Genomic DNA, 16,694 nt, shown 5'->3' on the forward strand with positions numbered 1-16,694 from the left:
CGCGTCAGCGCAGCGCCTGGGTCAGCCGGTCGAGGGCGAGGTCCAGGTCGTCCGCCTCGATGACCAGGGGCGGGGCCAGCCGGATGGTCGACCCGTGCGTGTCCTTGGCCAGCACGCCGAGCCGCAGCAGCCGCTCGCACAGCTCGCGGCCGGTCATGCGCGCGGGGTCGACGTCCAGCCCGGCCCACAGCCCGAAGCCGCGGCTGCCGACCAGCAGCCCGGTGTCGACCAGGGTCGCGAGCCGCTCGTGCAGGTGCGCGCCGAGCGTCCGGGCGCGCTCCTGGAACGTGCCGGGCCGCAGCAGGTCGACGACGGCCAGGCCGACGGCGCACGCGAGCGGGTTGCCGCCGAAGGTCGAGCCGTGGGTCCCGGCGGTGAGCACGCCGAGCACGTCCGGCCGGCCGACGACCGCCGACACCGGCAGCACGCCGCCGCCGAGGGCCTTGCCGAGCGTGACGAGGTCGGCGCGCACGCCCCAGAGCTCCAGCGCGAACGTCGTCCCGGTGCGGCCGAGACCGGACTGGATCTCGTCGGCGACCAGCAGCACGCCGGCGTCGTCGCAGATCGCGCGGACGGCGGGCCAGTACCCGGCGCCCGGGACGACGACGCCCTGCTCGCCCTGGATCGGCTCGAGCAGCACGGCGACGGTGGTGTCGTCGATCGCGTCCCGCAGCGCGTCGGCGTCGCCGAACGGCACGATGCGGAAGCCCGGGGTGTGCGGGCCGAAGCCGTCGCGGGCCTCCGGGTCGGTGGAGAACGACACGATGGTCGTCGTCCGGCCGTGGAAGTTGTGGGCGGCCACCACGATCGTCGCCGTGTCGGGCGCGACGCCCTTGACGTCGTAGCCCCACTTCCGCGCCGCCTTGATCGCGGTCTCGACGGCCTCGGCGCCGGTGTTCATCGGCAGCACCATCGGCGTCCCCGGCCCCGCGACCACCGGCCGCGCCAGGTCGGACAGCGCGGCGGCGAACGGGTAGAGCAGGTCGTGGTCGAACGCCCGCGACGACAGCGTGAGCCGGTCGAGCTGCGCGTGCGCGGCGGCCAGCAGGCCCGGGTGCCGGTGCCCGAAGTTCAGCGCCGAGTACCCGGCGAGCAGGTCCAGGTAGGTCCGGTCGTCGGTGTCGCGCACCCACGCGCCCTCACCCGTCGTGAGCGTGACCGGCAACGGGTGGTAGTTCTGCGCGAGCGGTCCCGAGGCGGCCGTCTCGGCGCTCTGCTCGGGGATCGCGGGGATCGTGGTCGTCATGGCGGTCACCTCGGCGTCGGGAGCGGGCTCAGCGGGCGGGGCGGATCTCCAGCGTGCAGCACTTCGCGCCGCCGCCACCCTTGAGCAGCTCGCTCGTGTCGACGGGGTGCGGACGGAAGCCGCGCGCGGTCAGCTGCGCGGCCAGGTCGACGGCGCCGGGCGCCACGACCACGTTGAGGCCGTCGCTGACGGCGTTGAGCCCCAGGCACGCGGCGTCGGCCTCGGAGGCGATGACGGCGTCCGGGTAGCGGCGCTCGAGCTCGGCGCGCGAGGCGTCGGAGAACGCCGGCGGGTAGTACGCGACCTGCTCGCGGCCGGCGGTCGAGTCGAGCACGGCCAGCGCGGTGTCCAGGTGGTAGTAGTGCGGGTCGACCAGCTCCAGGCTGACGACCTCGCGGCCGGTCACCCGGGCGATCTCGTCGTGCGCGGCGCGGTCGGTGCGGAAGCCGGTGCCCGCGAGCAGCACGTCGCCGACGCCGAGGATGTCGCCCTCGCCCTCGTTGACCTGCTCCGCGGTGTGCGTGACGTAGCCGTGGTCGGCGAACCACTTCTCGTAGGCCGGGCCCTCGGGCTGGCGCTCGGGGTAGCGGAACGCCGCGGAGTACACGAGGCCGTCGACGACCGTCGCGCCGTTCGCCGCGTAGACCATGTCCGGCAGCCCGGGGATCGGGTCGATGGTCTCGACGACGTGGCCCAGGGACTCGAACGTCTCCTTGAGCACCTGCCACTGCTGCACCGCGAGGCCCGCGTCCGTGTACCGCGTGGAGTCCATCCACGGGTTGATCTCGTAGGAGACCGTGTAGTGCGTCGGCTCGCACATGAGGTAGTGCCGGCGGGTCTGCTGCGGGGTGGCGGTCATGGCGCTCCTCGAGGGTCCGGGGTTCACAGGCGGTGGACGTCGGGCCACCTCGTCGGGGCACGTCCCGGCAAGCCTACGAGCCCCGGCGCGCGCGCATCATGGCGCGACGTTGCGCCGACCCCGGCGGATCGTTGCGTCGATCGGCGGTCAGGCGGCGGATCGTTGCGTGGCGAGACGGTCGGCCTCGCGCCCGGCCCGGCGCAGCACCAGGCGCAGCATCTGGTCGACCAGCGCGACCCCGGCCCAGCGGGTCGCTCCCGGGCGCAGCCCGCGCAGGTGGACCGTCTCCGACCAGGTGACCCGGGAGGTCGTCAGCCCGGTCGGCTCCACCTCGATGCGCGCGGTGCCGAGCAGCAGCGGCCCCAGCTTCACGAACACGGCCACGCCGGGGACGGCACCCAGCGGCGGCTCGAACCGCTCGATCCGCATCCGGTCCACGAGCCCGGGCGCCCCCTGGCGGGCGAACGGCCCGCTGACGGCCACGACGTCGTCGCCCTCCTCGGGCGCGGCCCCGCCGGGCCAGATCGTCCAGCCGGAGGCCGGGGCGCCGGGCGCGTGCCGGGTGAGGTCGACGCGGGTCAGCGGCACCCAGCGGGCGTGGTGGCGGGCGTCGGCGACCAGGTGCCAGGCGGCGTCGGCGTCCAGCGGGAGGTCACGGGACGCCCGCGCCCACAGCATGCGCTCGCGGTCTCGCGTGATCACGGTCGGCCCCCTCGTCGCGCGCCCGTGCGCCGGGGACGACGTGCCCCCGCATCGACCTCGAGCGCGTCCGCCCATCCTCTCCCGGGACCGAGCCCCGCGTCCCTGTGCGCAGCTGCCTGGTGGGTGCAGGCACCCAGGTCGGCCGGGTGAAGGTGGCGCGGGTAATCTCGCGGCATGCAGACGAGGACGTGGGGCAGGACCGGGCGGGACGTGTCGGTGGTGGGGCTGGGGTGCTGGCAGCTCGGTGCGGACTGGGGCGAGGTGGCCGAGGACGACGCGCTGGGCGTGCTCGCGGCGGCGGCCGACGCGGGGGTGACCTTCTTCGACACCGCGGACGTCTACGGCGACGGCCGCAGCGAGACGCTGATCGGGCGGTTCCTGCGGGAGCGCCCGGCCGACGCGGCGCGGATCACCGTCGCCACCAAGATGGGCCGGCGCGCGGACCCGCACGTCGCCGAGGCGTACACCCTGGACGCGTTCCGGGCGTGGACCGACCGGTCCCGGGGCAACCTGGGCGTCGACACCCTGGACCTGGTGCAGCTGCACTGCCCGCCGGGGGTCGTGCTCGACCGGGACGCGACCTACGACGCGCTCGACACGCTGGTCGACGAGGGCCGGGTCGCCGCCTACGGCGTCTCCGTCGAGACCGTGGACGAGGCGCTCACCGCCATCGCCCGGCCGCACGTCGCGTCGGTGCAGATCATCCTCAACGCCTTCCGCCGCAAGCCGCTCGAGCGCGTGCTGCCCGCGGCGGCCGAGGCCGGGGTCGGGATCATCGCGCGCGTGCCGCTCGCCAGCGGCCTGCTGTCCGGCAAGTACGACGAGCATTCGCAGTTCGCCGCCACCGACCACCGGGCGTTCAACCGGCACGGCGAGGCGTTCGACGTCGGCGAGACGTTCTCCGGCGTGCCGTACGAGGTCGGCGTGGCGGCGGCCCGCGAGGTCACGGCGCTCACCCCCGAGGGCGCGACGACGGCGCAGCTCGCGCTCCGCTGGATCGTCGACCAGCCCGGGGTGTCCACGGTGATCCCCGGCGCCCGCAACCCCGAGCAGGCCCGCGCCAACGCGGCGGCCGCGACCCTCCCCCCGCTGGACGACCAGACGCAGGCCCGCCTCCGCGACATCTACGACGCGCGCATCCGCCCCCACGTCCACGACCGCTGGTAGCCCGCGCGGGCCAGGCGCGCGCTGAGACTGCGGCAGCTGCGGGGTTCCGGGCGGTCGGACCCCACGGCTGCCGCAGTCTCGACGGGCTCAGCCCCTGCGGCGCAGGAGGCGGCGGGGGGCGCGCTCGGACGGCGGGTCCTGCGGGGCGCCGGGGATCAGGCGCGGCTCCCCGCCGGTCTCGACCACGATCACCCGGTCCACGAACCGGGCCGGGGCCGGACCGAAGGCCTGGCGCGCACCGTCCACGACGGTCCGGCCGAGCGCCCGGGCACCGGTGACGCCGATGACCGCGCCGATGCCGAACGGCACCAGCCGCCCGAGCGCCAGCCCGCTCTGCCGCGCGAGCTGCTTGCGGAACAGCTGCCGCGTGAGGCGGGCGTTGACCCGGCGGATCGTCCCGGTGGGCATGCGGGTGAGCAGCTGCCGGGCCACGTTCACGCCGCGGAGCCCCGTGAGCGTGCCGACGTCGGTGACCGCCTTCGCCCCGGACTCGCCGAGGATGGTGGCCAGCAGCAGCGCCCGGCGGCGCTCGGCGTCCTCGACGTCGATGCCGTGCACGCTCGCGACGGCCAGGGCGAACGCCGCCGACGCGCCGAAGAACGTCGCGACGTCGCCGATGGTCAGCGCCATCGCGACGCCGGTGCCGACCGCCGGTGCCGCGGCCGCCGCGCCGACCGCCCCGCCGGTGCCCTGGACGACCAGCAGGTACTCGCGCTCGAGCGCCTCGACGATCTCCTGCGGGCTGGCCTCGGGGTTCCGGCGGCGCACGGAGTCGACGTGCGCGTGGATGGTGGCGGACGGGATCGTCACGGCCCGGTCGAGCGCCGCGTCGACCAGCGGGGTCCGGCGCATCGCCATCACTCGCCCGTCACCTCCATCTCGATCGTCGCGCCGGCCTTGAGGGTGCGGCCGACCGTGCAGTGCTCGTCGACCGCGCGGTGCACGACGCGCAGCAGGCGCTCCTTGGTGGCGTCGTCGAGCCCGGACAGGTCGACGACCATCCGCTCGTGCAGCTCGGGGTAGCGGTCCTCGGCCTGCAGGTTCGCGCCCTCGACCTCGACGGTCACCGCGACGTCGTCGCCCAGCCGGTGGCTCAGGGCGTGGTCGGCGCTCATGCCCGAGCAGCCGGCGAGGGCGATCTTCAGCAGCTCGCCGGGCGTGAACACGGCGCCGGAGCCGACGGGGCCGATCAGCACCTCGGCGCCGCGCGCGTTGCGGCCGGTGTACTCGCGGGTCCCCGTGCGCTCCACCCAGAGGCGGTCGGCCTGGGCGGGGACCTCGTGCGCCGGTGCGGGTACGGCGGGCGCTGCGGGCTGGGTGGACGCGCCGGGTGCGGTGCCGGTGGTCTGCGGGCTCTCCATGCGCCGATCCTGTCACGCGCCCGGCGGGTCGGCAGGTGGTCCGCCCGGGTGGTGCGCGCCACCCGTCCGGGCGCTCGGCTGGCCGGTACCGGGCGCGTCACTAGGCTGACCGGAGCGTGTCCGAGCGAGGGGGCGGGGGCCGGGTTGAGCGTGGACGAGGACCGGGAGGCGCCGGTGACGACGCACGCCGGGGAGCCGGGGGTGCAGCAGATCCTCGACCGCGTCCGTGAGCACCTGGGCATGGACATCGCGTTCCTCTCGGGCCTGACCCGCTCGGCCGAGGTGGTGCTCGCGACCAGCACGGAGACCGGCCCGATGCAGATGGCCGTCGGCGACGAGGCCGCGCTGGACGACACCTACTGCGTCCGGGTCCTGGCGGGCCTGCTGCCGCCGGTGCTGCCCGACGCCCGCGGGCACCCCGTCGCGCGCGAGCTCGCCGCGACGACCGAGCTCGGCATCGGCTCCTACGTCGGCGCGCCGCTGCGCGGGCCGGACGGCGAGCCGGTCGGGATGCTGTGCTGCCTGGGCCAGGGCCCGAACCCGCTGCTCGACGAGTCCGCCCTGCGGGTGATGGGGCTCGCGGCGGCGCTGGTGGAGGACCGCCTCGGCGCGCACGGGCTGCCGCACCGGCCGGTCGAGTCCGAGCGGGTCCGCTGGGTGCGCTCGGTGCTGGCGACCGGCGACGTGCGGACGGTGTTCCAGCCCGTGGTGCGCCTCGACACCGGGACGGTCGTCGCGCTCGAGGCGCTGTCGCGGTTCGACCCGGCGTGGTTCCCCAGCCCGGTGCAGGCGTTCGCCGCCGCGACGGCCGCCGGCGTGACGGTCGACCTGGAGCTGCTCGCGGTGCGGTCGGCGATCCGGCGGGTCCCGGAGCTGCCGGCGGGGATGTCGATGTCGGTGAACCTGTCGGCGGAGGCCCTCACCGACCCGCGCACCGCCGACCTGCTGCTGCCGTGCGGGCCGGCGCTCGGGGTCGAGGTCACCGAGCACACGCCCGTGCAGGACTACCCCGCGCTGACCGCCGTCACGGACCGGCTCAAGGCGGCCGGCCTGCAGGTCGCCGTCGACGACGCCGGCGCGGGGTTCGCCAGCCTGCGGCACGTCCTGCAGCTGCGGCCGACCGCCATCAAGCTCGACCTCGCCCTGGTGCGCGGCATCGACGGGGACCCGGTCCGGCGCGCGCTGGTCCGGGCCGTGGCGGAGTTCGCGGCCGGGATCGACGCGTGGCTCGTCGCGGAGGGCATCGAGACGCCGCAGGAGCGGGACACGCTGCTCGACCTCGGGATCCGGCTGGGGCAGGGCTACCTGCTCGGCCGGCCCGGGCCGTGGGAGCAGGCGCTGACCGGCGGTCCGCCGGGCTGAGGGCGATCCGCCGGAAGGGGGAGACGGCCGAGCCCCGGGGCCGATCCGTCCGCGTGCACCCCGCGCCTACGCTCGTCGACATGCCCGCTCTCCCTGCCCCGGCTGCCCCGGCTGCCCCGCCGGTGCCACCGCGCCTCGGCCCGTGGTCGAGGACGTGGCGCTATCTGCTCGCCGTCGGCGTCGGCCTGGTGCTGTGGTTCTTCGTCACCCTCGACGTCACCTCCGCCGTGGCGCCCGGGGACGAGGGTCGCGCCGGTGCCTTCGTGCTGCTGGACCTGCTGCTGGGCCTGGTGGCCGTGGCGCTGCTGCCGCTGCGGCGCCGGCGGCCGGTGCCGATCGCCGTCGTCCTCGCCGCGCTGACCGCGGTCTCCGCGTTCGCGATCGGTCCGGCGATGCTGGCGCTGGTGTCGCTCAGCACGCGCCGCCGCTGGCGGGAGGTGCTGCCCGCCGGCGCGGTCTGGGTGGTCGCGGCGGTCGTCTACGAGCTGCTGTACGAGGGCAGCTCCAGCACGGAGATGAGCGGCGTGCTGGCGCTGGGCCTGGGGGTCGCGCTCAGCCTGCTGCTGCTCGGCCTGCTGGTCGCGACGGGGTTCTACGTCGGCGCCCGGCGCGAGCTGCTCCAGACGCTCCGGCAGCGCGCGGAGGCCGCCGAGCGGGCGCAGGAGTCCCGGGCGGCCGAGGCCCGGCAGGCCGAGCGCACCCGGATCGCCCGGGAGATGCACGACGTGCTCGCGCACCGCATCTCGCTGGTCGCGATGCAGGCCGGCGCCCTCGCCTACCGGGACGACCTGACCCGCGCGCAGATCACCGCTTCCGCCGAGACCATCCGGGACAGCGCGCACCAGGCCCTCGGCGAGCTGCGCGAGGTGCTCGGCGTGCTGCGCGCCGACGACGCGCCGGTGCCGACCGAGCACGAGGCGCCGCAGCCGACGCTCGCCGAGCTGCCCGCGCTGCTCGCCGACACCGTCGAGGCCGGCACCCCCGTGCACCTCGACCTCACCGGGCTGCCCGGCGCGGACCGCGCGGCGCTCGCGGTGCTGCCGGGCACCTCGTCCCGCACCGCGTTCCGGATCCTGCAGGAGGCGCTGACCAACGCCCGCAAGCACGCCCCCGGTCAGGAGGTGCGCGTCCGGCTGGCCGGCGCACCGGGGGAGCGGCTGCTGGTGGAGGCGCGCAACCCGGTCACGGTCGGTGTGGCCGCCGGGGCGCCGGGTGCCGGCCTCGGCCTGGTCGGGGTCGGGGAGCGCGCGCAGCTGCTCGGCGGCTCGCTCGAGCACGGGGTCGACGCCGACGGGCGGTTCGCCGTGAGAGTGTGGCTGCCGTGGCCGAGCTGACCCCCGACGCGCCCGCTGCTCCCGTGCGCCTGGTCGTGGTCGACGACGACGCGCTGGTCCGCGCGAGCCTGCGGATGATCCTCGGCGGCGACCCGCGCCTGGAGGTCGTGGCCGAGTGCGCCGACGGTGCCGAGGTGGTCGACGTCGTCCGCCGGCTGCGCCCCGACGTCGTGCTGATGGACGTGCGGATGCCGCGCGTCGACGGGCTGACCGCCCTGCGCGGCCTCGTCGCGGCCGGGTCGACGGCCCGCGTCATCGTGCTGACGACCTTCGACGCCGACGAGCTGGTCCTGCGCGCCCTGCGGGAGGGCGCGGCCGGGTTCCTGCTCAAGGACACCCCGCCCGCGCAGCTGGTGGACGGCATCCACCGCGTCGCCGCCGGGGAGCCGATCCTGTCGCCGACCGTCACCGCGCAGCTCATCGCCTCGGTGACGAGGCCGGGGGACGAGGACCGCCGGGCGGCGGCCGTGCGTGCCCTGGAGCCGCTGACCCCGCGGGAGCGGGACGTCGCCGTCGCCGTGGCCGAGGGGCTGTCCAACCAGGAGATCGCCGAGCGGCTGTACCTGGGGCTGGCGACGGTCAAGACGCACGTCGCGCACCTGTTCGCGAAGCTCGGCGTGACCAACCGCGTGCAGATCGCGCGGCTGGTGCACGACGCCGGGCTCGGCTGAGGTCAGATCCCGAGGCCGCGTGCCGCCAGGGCGCGGTCGGCCGCGCGCTCGCGCTCGGCCAGCGCGCGCAGGACGGCCCGGGTCGCGTCCGGGTCCCGGCGCTGCCGCGGGGTGCCACCGGCAGCGGCCCGGCGGCGGACGGACAGGTACGGCAGGCGCAGCGGGACGGCACGGGTGCCGTAGCTGACGTCGAAGCTCACGGTGGTCATGGCTCAGTCCTCCTGCTGCTGCGGTGCTGCGGGGGTGGCTCCGGCGGTCGGCTCGAAGGCCATGTCGGGGTTGATCGCGGAGAACATCCGCATGAGGCGCGCGCCCGCGGGTCGGCGCGCGGCGTCGACGGTGCGGCCCTCGAACCGGTCGAAGAGCGCGCGCAGCGCGGACACCAGCTCCTGCGTCTCCTCGGGCGTCGCCCAGAACGCGGAGCTGAGCGACTGGGTCAGCGGCACCAGGTCCGGGTCGGTCGCGCCGCTCTGGTCGGCGTGCCGCAGGTGGTCGATGTACCGGTCGGCCTCCCGGCGGACCGCGATCTCCCCGAGCTCCAGGACGGCGCGGCGGGAGGCGGGGTCGAGGGGGTCGGCGGTGAACGTGCGCTCGCGGGACACGGCGCGCCACGGGCGCTCGCGGCCGCGCGGCTCGGCCGGCTCGATGTAGCCGGCCTTGGCGAGCGTGCGCAGGTGGAACGAGCAGTTGGCGACCGTCTGCCCCAGGTGCACGGCGCACTCCGTCGCGGTGGCCTCGCCGACGTCGTCCAGGAACGACAGCAGGTCCAGCCGGACCGGGTGGGCGAGCGCGCGGACCCGGGTGGGGTCGCTGACCCTGAGGCCTGCCTCGGACGCCTGCGCGCCGGCGGGGGCGTGGTCCACGGGCTGCTCGGTGGTGGTCATGGGTCCACCGTAGAGACGCAAGACCCGTTGCGCAAGAGATCTTGCGAAAGAGGTCTTGCGAATCGGCTGGCCGCGGCGCGTCGGCCATCGAGGCGAGAACCTCAGCATGCTGAGGGTCTCGCCTAGAGTGGCCCGGTGACCCCGCGCCAGGACGACCCCCGCCCGACGACCCGCGCCCGGTCCGCGTGGCTGGTGCTGCGGGCGCTGGTCGGTCTGGCGCTCGTCGCCGCACCGGCCTGGACCGTGCTCAGCACCGGCGACGCGGTCGCGCACCAGCACGTGACGCTCGCGCTGCTGCTCGGCGCCAGTGCGCTCGCCGGGGTCGTCCTGCTCGTCGCGACGGCCCGGGCGTCGCGGCGGCGCACGACCCGGCCGGCACGCCGCCCGGTGCTCCGTGCGGTCGCCGCGGGGGCCGGCCTCGTGCTCCTCGCCGTCCTGGCGGGCGCCGCCGCGTGGCTGCGCCCGTTCCCGGCGACGTCGGCGGCGCTGGACGCGCTCGCGGGCGACGACGCCGTCGAGGTGCGGGAGACCTCCGGCTGGTACGCCTTCGTCCCGCGCGGTGCCGAGCCGGCCACCGGCCTGGTGTACTCGCCCGGGGCGCGCGTCGACGTGCGCGCGACGGCCGCCGTGCTGCGGCCGCTCGCCGAGGCCGGGTACCTCGTCGTCGCGCTGAAGGAGCCGCTGGGCATCGCGCTGACCTCGCCGGACCAGTCCGCGTCGGCGATCGCCGCGTTCGACGGCGTGCGGGCCTGGGTCGTGGGCGGGCACTCCCTCGGCGGTGTGGCGGCGTCGTCGTTCGCGGCCGCGCACGACGACGTGGTCGACGGCCTGCTGCTGCACGCGTCCTACCCGCTGGGCGACCTGGCGGACGCCGGCGTGCGCGTGACGTCGGTCTGGGCCTCGCGCGACGGCCTCACCACCGCCGACGACGTCGAGGCCTCCCGGGCGGACCTGCCGGCCGGCACGACGTTCGTCGAGGTCCCCGGCGCGGTGCACGCGTACTTCGCCGACTACGGGCCGCAGCCCGGTGACGGCACGCCCGGGGTGTCGCGCGCGGACGCGCAGGCCCAGATCGTCGACGCGAGCCTCGCGGCGCTGGCGGCCGTCGCGCCCTGAGCCGACGGCCCGCCGGAGTCAGCGGTCCGCGCGGGGGTGCGGCGGCGGCACGTCGTGCCCGGCGAGCGCGCGCAGCCCGGCGGCGACCTCGGCGCCCAGGTCGAACGACGGCTCGACGAGCCACTGGGCCTGGAGCCCGTCCCACAGCGCCATGAGGCGGTGCGCGAACAGGGCGGGGTCGACGTCCGGGTGCGCCCAGCCGCGCTCCTGGAGCCGGCGCAGCATCTGCCCGTAGGCCGCCGTCACCCGCTCGCGGCGGCGGACGGCCCAGTCGTGGGCGGGGTGGTCCGGGTCGGCGGCCTCGGCGGACATCGTGACGAAGAGGCGCAGGACGTTCGGCTCGGCGAGCCGTGCGGTCACGGCCGCGGCGAGCGCCGCCTCGGGGTCAGCCTCGCCGGGCTCGCGCGCGGCGGCCTCGTCGCGCGCGGCAGCCTCGTCGGCCGACCGGCCGTCGGCGTGCTCGAGCGCCGCCACCAGCAGGTGGTCCCGGGACGGGAAGTGGTAGAGCAGCTGCGCCTCGGTGAGCGAGCAGCGGCGCGCCACCTCGGCGAGCGTCAGGCGCCGGTGCCCGCCCTCGACGACCAGCTCGTAGGCGGTCCGCCGGACCGCGTCCACGCGGCCGCGGGTCTTGGCGTAGGGACCACGCCGCGCGCCCGTGGTCGTGGTCATCCCCGGAGGCTACCGTCCGGCGCCGGTGCGTCGAAAAGCGAGCACGGTGTATTTTGGCGCCCGCCGGCACCGCGCCGGCATCGTCCCCGACGACCGCCCGAGCGGCCCGGGGCAGGGCCGGGGCGACGGAGGGGCGGCAGTGCTCACGATCGTGATCGCGGAGGACGCTCCCCACGACACGGCGCTCCTGGCGGGGGCGCTGCGCCGGTACTCCCGGGAGCGGGGCGTGCCGATCGCGGTGACGCACCACGCCGACGGGGCCGGGCTCCTCGCCGGCTACGACAGCGACGCGGACCTGCTGCTGCTGGACGTCGAGCTGCCCGACGCGGACGGCCTGGCCGCGGCCGCCGAGATCCGCAGCCGGGACAAGCGGGTGGCCATCGCCTTCGTGACCAACGCGGCGGGCCGCGCCGCCCAGGGGTTCGAGGTCGAGGCCCTCGACTTCCTGGTCAAGCCGGTCCGGTACGAGGCGCTGGCCCGGACGGTCGACCGGGTGCTCGCCCGCAGCCCGCGGACGCGGTCCGTGCTCCTGCCCGCCGAGGGGCGCCACCTCCGGCTCGACGCCGACGACATCGTGCTGCTGGAGGCCGCGGGTCGACGCGTGGTCGTGCACACGCTGGACGGCAGGTACGTCGTCCGGGGCCCGCTCAAGGACGTGGCGGCGTCGGTCGCCGACCTCGGGTTCTTCCGGTGCCACCACGGGTACGTCGTCAACCTCCGGCACGTCGTCGCCGCCCGGCAGGAGACCTGCGCGCTGGTGACCGGCCGGACCGTCCCCGTCAGCCGCCCCCGCCGCTCGGCGTTCCTGGCCGCGCTCACGGACCACCTGGCCCTCGCGCGGGGGTGACGGCGCGACAGTTTGTGCGCCCGGCCCCGCAGGTTGTGTCACCGCCACCGGAAATCGAGCGTGCTGGTGTTTCGATGCCACCGCACGAACTGAAGCGATGTGGCCGGCGCGCACGACGCAGGTCCCGCGGTCCGGAGCGAGCAGGCGTAGCGCAGCGCCTGCCGCAGCCGGCGCGGGCCGCAGCGCGACAGCGGTCCCCAGCCCGAGATGAGGCCAACGATGTCCAAGAAGCAACCACGACGGCTGTCCACGCCGGTCGCGATCGGCACGTACGTCCTGTGCGCCGCGCTCGCCGGCGGGGTCGTCGTCGGCAACGCCTACGCCACGAAGTACTCCGACCTGGTGTCGGTGTACCTGGACCAGCCGACGCAGAAGGTCGTGACGGCGGAGGGCGAGGACGCCGAGTACTTCACCAGCGACTTCACCTCCGACGCGGACCGCCAGGCGTACCTCGCCGAGGTCGGCACCCGCATCTCCGCCGAGGGCATCACCCTCCTGGAGAACGACGGCGCGCTGCCGCTGGCCGGCGGCGCGCGCATCAGCGTGTTCGGCCAGAGCGCGGTCGACCCGGTCTACGGCGGCACGGGCGCCGGCTCGCTCGACGCCTCCCAGGCGGTCAGCCTGGAGGACTCGCTCACGGACGCCGGCCTCGAGCTGAACCCGACGCTGCTGGACTTCTACGAGTCGGGCGCCGGCTCGGAGTACCGCCGCACGATCCCCGACGTGTACGGCGTGGGGGAGTTCGCGGTGAACGAGGTGCCGCAGAGCGCGTACACCGACGAGGTCCGCGCCTCCTACGCCGACTACGCGGACGCCGCGGTGGTCGTGCTGGCCCGCTCGGGCGGCGAGAGCAAGGACCTCATCTCGACCGAGGACGGCGGGCAGGGCACCTACCTGCAGCCCACCGCCGAGGAGCGCGAGCTCCTGGCGACCGTCACGGCGGAGTTCGACTCGGTCGTGGTGCTGCTCAACACGCAGAACCCGGTCGAGCTCGGCTTCCTCGACGAGTACCCGGTGAGCGCGGCCCTCTGGGTCGGGGCGTACGGGCAGACCGGCGCCGCGGCGGTGGGCCAGGTGCTCACCGGCGAGGTGAACCCCTCCGGCGCCCTGGTCGACACCTACGCCTACGACTCCCTCAGCGCCCCGAGCACCGCGAACCTCGGCTCGTACGACATCGTGAACAGCACCGTCGACCGCGGCAACAAGTACATGGTCTACGCGGAGGGCGTGTACGTCGGGTACCGGTACTACGAGACCCGCTACGAGGACGTCGTGCTCGGCACCGGGAACGCCGGTGACTTCGACTACCCGGCCGAGGTGCAGTACCCGTTCGGCTACGGCGGCTCCTACACGAGCTTCGAGTGGTCGGACTACACGGTCACGGAGGGCGAGGACGCGTTCGAGGTCGCGGTCACCGTGACGAACGCGGGCGACGTCGCGGGCAAGGACGTCGTGCAGGTCTACCTGCAGCAGCCGTACACGGACTACGACCGCGAGCACGGCATCGAGAAGCCGGCGGTCGAGCTGGCGGGCTACGGCAAGACCGCGTCGCTGGAGCCGGGCGCGTCCGAGACCGTCACCGTCTCCGTGCCGCGCGAGCTGATGCGGTCCTACGACGCCGACGGTGCGGGCACGTACGTCGTCGACGCGGGCGAGCACTACCTGGCCGCGGGCACCGACGCGCACGCCGCCCTGAACAACATCCTCGCGGCCAAGGGCTACACCACCGCCGACGGGATGGACGCGGACGGCGACGCGGCGCTCACGCACGAGGTCACCGTCGCGGAGCTCGACGCCACCACCTACGCGACCTCGCAGGTGACCGGCGAGCCGATCACGAACCAGTTCGACGGCACGGACCTGCAGACCTACGACCAGGGCTTCACGTACCTGAGCCGCTCCGACTGGACCGGCACCTGGCCCGCGACGTACTCCGACGGGGCGTGGACCGCTCCCGAGCAGCTCCTGCTGGACCTGGAGATCCCGGACGTCGAGGACCCGGACGCCACGGAGCCCACCCTGGACACGGTCGACGACGCCTACGGCGAGCTGAACGCCGCGATGCTGGTCGGCGAGGACTACGACTCCCCGTCGTGGGACGCGCTCCTCGGGCAGATGTCCGCGACGGAGCTCGACGAGCTCGTCCGCATCGGCGGCTACGCGACCAAGCGCGTGGACTCGATCCAGCTGCCCGCGACCGTCGACAAGGACGGCCCCGCCGGCATCTCCGACACGCTCGTCGGCGGCCAGTCCGGCATGGGCTACCCGCCGGCCATCGTGCTCGCGTCGACGTTCAACACGGCGCTCGCCGAGGAGTTCGGCGCCGCGATCGGCGAGGACTCGCTCGACCTCGGCGTCGCCGGCTGGTACGGCCCGGCGATGAACATCCACCGGTCCCCGTACAGCGGCCGCAACTTCGAGTACTTCTCCGAGGACTCCCGGCTCTCCGGCGTGATGAGCGCCGCGGTCGTCGAGGGCGCGCAGTCCCAGGGCGTGCTGGTGTTCATGAAGCACTTCGCGCTGAACGACCAGGAGACCGACCGCATCGGCCTCGCGACGTTCGCCGACGAGCAGACGGTCCGCCAGCTCTACCTGGCGCCGTTCGAGGTGGCGGTGCGCGACGCCGGCGCCCGCGGCGCGATGGCCGGGATGAACCGGCTGGGTGCGACCTGGGCCGGCGCGGAGGCGGGCCTGATGACCGCGACGCTCCGTGACGAGTGGGGCTTCCAGGGCGTCGTCGTCACCGACCAGGCGTCGTTCGACGTCTTCGCCTACGAGGACCTGCGCGCCGGCCTGGCCGCCGGGACCGACCTCTGGCTCAACACCGACGCGAGCCTGTGGAAGCTCGCGGACGACGAGATGACCCCGACCGTGCTGACGAACATGCAGCGGGCGTCGCACAACATCGCGTACGCGGTCGTGCACAGCAACGCGATGAACGGCCTGTCGGCCGGCTCGGAGCTGGTCGCGGTCACGCCGCTGTGGAAGTGGGCGCTCTACGCCCTGGACGTCCTGCTCGGGCTGGCGATCGTCGCCGCCGTCTTCCTGGTGACCCGCAAGCTGGTCCGGCAGCGGCGGCAGGGCGCGGCTGCGCGGCCCGGGAGCGAGGACGACGCGGCGACGGGCACGCACGCCGAGGACCCCGCGGGCACCCCGGCCCGCTGAGAGCCGCGTCCCGGCCGGCTCCCCTCCGAGCCGGCCGGGACCCGGCCGCCCGCGACCCCACCACCGCACCCGAGGACACCTGCGTGACGATCGAGAACCTGACCCTGCTGGAGAAGGCTGCCCTGCTGACGGGGAAGTCGGTGTGGGAGACGCACGACCTGCCGCGGCGCGGGGTGCGGTCGTTGTGGCTGGCGGACGGCCCGCACGGGGTGCGCAAGCAGACCGGTGCGGCCGACCACCTCGGGATCGCGGAGTCCCAGCCCGCGACGTGCTTCCCGACGGCGGCGGGGGTCGCGAGCACGTGGGACCCGGTGCTGGCCGAGGAGGTCGGGCGGGCGCTGGGTGCGGAGGCCGCGGCGCAGGACGTGGACGTGCTGCTGGGTCCGGGGTTGAACATCAAGCGGTCGCCGTTGGGCGGGCGGAACTTCGAGTACTTCTCGGAGGACCCGCTGCTGGCGGGTCGGATGGCCGCGGGGTACGTCCGAGGCATCCAGTCGCAGGGGGTGGCGGCGAGCCCGAAGCACTTCGCGGCCAACTCGCAGGAGCCTGCGGCGGATGGCGTCGGACTCGGTGGTCGACGAGCGCACGCTGCGGGAGATCTACCTGACGGCGTTCGGGATCGTGGTCGAGGAGGCCCGCCCACGCACGATCATGTCGGCGTACAACCGGGTGAACGGCACGTATGCGCATCAGGACCCGTTCCTGCTGGGCACGGTGCTGCGCGAGGAGTGGGGCTTCGACGGGCTGGTCGTCTCGGACTGGGGCGGCTCGGACGACGTCGTGGCCGCGGCGGCGGCGGGCGGGACGCTCGAGATGCCTGCGGCCGGGCTGGACTCGGCGCGGCGCCTGGTGACCGCGGTCCGGGACGGCCGCCTGTCCGAGGCCGACCTGGACTCCCGCGCGGCCGAGGTGCTGCGCCTGGTCGCCGACGCGCGCGAGCCCGGCACCGCGCCCGCCGTGGACCTCGACGCCCACCACGCGCTCGCGCGCCGGGTCGCCGGCCGGTCCGCGGTGCTGCTGAAGAACGACCAGTCGCTGCTGCCGCTGGCGCGCGGGACCCGGGTCGCCCTGATCGGCGACTTCGCGTTCGCCCCGCGGTACCAGGGCGCCGGCTCCTCCGCGGTCAACCCCACCCGGCTGGACACGGTCGTGGACCTCGTGGGGGACACCACCCTCGACGTGGTCGCCCAGGTGCGCGGGTTCCGCCGCGACGGCACGCCGGACGCGGACCTGCGGGACGCGGCGGTCGAGGCCGCCCGTGGCGCCGACGTGGCGGTGCTGTTCCTGGGCCTGGACGAGATCGCCGAGTCC

Annotated in this window: 15 protein-coding genes and 2 pseudogenes; 9 read left to right on the forward strand and 8 right to left on the reverse strand. The window is 75.4% G+C overall.

Going from position 1 to position 16,694, the window contains the following annotated elements:
• Positions 1-4 precede the first annotated feature (4 nt).
• From rocD to ACWPWW_RS14355, 3 genes are all read right to left on the reverse strand, one after another.
• Positions 5-1,246, reverse strand: a complete 1,242-nt coding sequence (gene rocD, locus ACWPWW_RS14345) for an ornithine--oxo-acid transaminase (RefSeq protein WP_454051028.1) — start codon at positions 1,244-1,246, stop codon at positions 5-7.
• Between the two features lie 28 nt (positions 1,247-1,274).
• Positions 1,275-2,105, reverse strand: a complete 831-nt coding sequence (gene ddaH, locus ACWPWW_RS14350; RefSeq protein ID WP_454051029.1) for a dimethylargininase — start codon at positions 2,103-2,105, stop codon at positions 1,275-1,277.
• A 147-nt stretch (positions 2,106-2,252) separates the two neighbouring features.
• The gene (locus ACWPWW_RS14355; RefSeq protein WP_454051030.1) at positions 2,253-2,807 is read right to left on the reverse strand and encodes a hypothetical protein; all 555 of its coding nucleotides are present in this window, start codon (positions 2,805-2,807) and stop codon (positions 2,253-2,255) included.
• A 174-nt stretch (positions 2,808-2,981) separates the two neighbouring features.
• Here ACWPWW_RS14355 and ACWPWW_RS14360 point away from each other — a divergent pair, with 174 nt between their 5' ends.
• Entirely contained in the window at positions 2,982-3,974 is a 993-nt protein-coding gene (locus ACWPWW_RS14360; protein WP_454051031.1) for an aldo/keto reductase, read from the forward strand.
• Positions 3,975-4,061: 87 nt separating this feature from the next.
• Here the strand turns inward: ACWPWW_RS14360 and ACWPWW_RS14365 are convergent, their stop codons facing one another.
• Positions 4,062-4,832: a hypothetical protein gene (locus tag ACWPWW_RS14365; protein ID WP_454051032.1), complete on the reverse strand. Its 771-nt coding sequence runs from the start codon at positions 4,830-4,832 to the stop codon at positions 4,062-4,064.
• Positions 4,832-5,335, reverse strand: a complete 504-nt coding sequence (locus tag ACWPWW_RS14370) for an OsmC family protein (RefSeq protein ID WP_454051033.1) — start codon at positions 5,333-5,335, stop codon at positions 4,832-4,834. Before ACWPWW_RS14370 ends, ACWPWW_RS14365 begins: the two co-directional genes overlap by 1 nt.
• A 174-nt stretch (positions 5,336-5,509) precedes the next feature.
• Here ACWPWW_RS14370 and ACWPWW_RS14375 point away from each other — a divergent pair, with 174 nt between their 5' ends.
• The 3 genes from ACWPWW_RS14375 (at position 5,510) to ACWPWW_RS14385 (ending at position 8,702) form a co-directional block, all read left to right on the forward strand.
• Positions 5,510-6,697, forward strand: a complete 1,188-nt coding sequence (locus ACWPWW_RS14375) for a sensor domain-containing phosphodiesterase (protein ID WP_454051034.1) — start codon at positions 5,510-5,512, stop codon at positions 6,695-6,697.
• Positions 6,698-6,777: 80 nt separating this feature from the next.
• Positions 6,778-8,031, forward strand: a complete 1,254-nt coding sequence (locus ACWPWW_RS14380; protein ID WP_454051035.1) for a sensor histidine kinase — start codon at positions 6,778-6,780, stop codon at positions 8,029-8,031.
• Positions 8,019-8,702, forward strand: coding sequence for a response regulator (locus ACWPWW_RS14385; RefSeq protein ID WP_454051036.1), 684 nt, complete (start codon positions 8,019-8,021; stop codon positions 8,700-8,702). The genes ACWPWW_RS14380 and ACWPWW_RS14385 overlap by 13 nt, the downstream gene beginning before the upstream one ends.
• Before the next feature lie 2 nt (positions 8,703-8,704).
• Here the strand turns inward: ACWPWW_RS14385 and ACWPWW_RS14390 are convergent, their stop codons facing one another.
• On the reverse strand, positions 8,705-8,911 hold the full coding sequence (locus ACWPWW_RS14390) for a hypothetical protein (RefSeq protein WP_454051037.1): 207 nt from the start codon (positions 8,909-8,911) through the stop codon (positions 8,705-8,707).
• Between the two features lie 3 nt (positions 8,912-8,914).
• Positions 8,915-9,586 carry an ArsR/SmtB family transcription factor gene (locus ACWPWW_RS14395; RefSeq protein WP_454051038.1) on the reverse strand — a complete coding sequence of 224 codons (672 nt, stop codon included), beginning with the start codon at positions 9,584-9,586 and terminating at the stop codon, positions 8,915-8,917.
• 135 nt (positions 9,587-9,721) lie between these two features.
• Here ACWPWW_RS14395 and ACWPWW_RS14400 point away from each other — a divergent pair, with 135 nt between their 5' ends.
• Positions 9,722-10,702, forward strand: coding sequence for an alpha/beta hydrolase (locus tag ACWPWW_RS14400; RefSeq protein ID WP_454051039.1), 981 nt, complete (start codon positions 9,722-9,724; stop codon positions 10,700-10,702).
• A gap of 18 nt (positions 10,703-10,720) precedes the next feature.
• On the opposite strand, the gene ACWPWW_RS14405 is transcribed toward ACWPWW_RS14400, so the two are convergent.
• A complete protein-coding gene (locus tag ACWPWW_RS14405; protein ID WP_454051040.1) occupies positions 10,721-11,371 on the reverse strand; it encodes a TetR family transcriptional regulator in 651 nt (216 codons plus the stop codon).
• Between the two features lie 139 nt (positions 11,372-11,510).
• Between ACWPWW_RS14405 and ACWPWW_RS14410 the strand changes: the two genes are divergently transcribed.
• The 4 genes and pseudogenes from ACWPWW_RS14410 to ACWPWW_RS14425 form a co-directional block, all read left to right on the forward strand.
• Entirely contained in the window at positions 11,511-12,218 is a 708-nt protein-coding gene (locus tag ACWPWW_RS14410; protein ID WP_454051041.1) for a LytR/AlgR family response regulator transcription factor, read from the forward strand.
• Between the two features lie 219 nt (positions 12,219-12,437).
• Entirely contained in the window at positions 12,438-15,383 is a 2,946-nt protein-coding gene (locus ACWPWW_RS14415; RefSeq protein WP_454051042.1) for a glycoside hydrolase family 3 N-terminal domain-containing protein, read from the forward strand.
• A gap of 311 nt (positions 15,384-15,694) precedes the next feature.
• Positions 15,695-15,868: pseudogene (locus tag ACWPWW_RS14420) on the forward strand (glycoside hydrolase family 3 N-terminal domain-containing protein); the annotation flags it as partial.
• Positions 15,869-15,938: 70 nt separating this feature from the next.
• Positions 15,939-16,664: pseudogene (locus tag ACWPWW_RS14425) on the forward strand (glycoside hydrolase family 3 N-terminal domain-containing protein); the annotation flags it as partial.
• Positions 16,665-16,694: the final 30 nt, after the last annotated feature.

It is taken from the genome of Cellulomonas sp. Marseille-Q8402, from assembly GCF_965119525.1.

What these genes read in the sequence shown, in the direction of transcription:
- rocD (WP_454051028.1), bottom strand. Translation starts at nt 1,246, where the DNA reads ATGACGACCACGATCCCCGCGATCCCCGAGCAGAGCGCCGAGACGGCC.
- ddaH (WP_454051029.1), bottom strand. Translation starts at nt 2,105, where the DNA reads ATGACCGCCACCCCGCAGCAGACCCGCCGGCACTACCTCATGTGCGAG.
- ACWPWW_RS14360 (WP_454051031.1), top strand. Translation starts at nt 2,982, where the DNA reads ATGCAGACGAGGACGTGGGGCAGGACCGGGCGGGACGTGTCGGTGGTG.
- ACWPWW_RS14365 (WP_454051032.1), bottom strand. Translation starts at nt 4,832, where the DNA reads ATGGCGATGCGCCGGACCCCGCTGGTCGACGCGGCGCTCGACCGGGCC.
- ACWPWW_RS14370 (WP_454051033.1), bottom strand. Translation starts at nt 5,335, where the DNA reads ATGGAGAGCCCGCAGACCACCGGCACCGCACCCGGCGCGTCCACCCAG.
- ACWPWW_RS14380 (WP_454051035.1), top strand. Translation starts at nt 6,778, where the DNA reads ATGCCCGCTCTCCCTGCCCCGGCTGCCCCGGCTGCCCCGCCGGTGCCA.
- ACWPWW_RS14390 (WP_454051037.1), bottom strand. Translation starts at nt 8,911, where the DNA reads ATGACCACCGTGAGCTTCGACGTCAGCTACGGCACCCGTGCCGTCCCG.
- ACWPWW_RS14395 (WP_454051038.1), bottom strand. Translation starts at nt 9,586, where the DNA reads ATGACCACCACCGAGCAGCCCGTGGACCACGCCCCCGCCGGCGCGCAG.
- ACWPWW_RS14405 (WP_454051040.1), bottom strand. Translation starts at nt 11,371, where the DNA reads ATGACCACGACCACGGGCGCGCGGCGTGGTCCCTACGCCAAGACCCGC.
- ACWPWW_RS14415 (WP_454051042.1), top strand. Translation starts at nt 12,438, where the DNA reads ATGTCCAAGAAGCAACCACGACGGCTGTCCACGCCGGTCGCGATCGGC.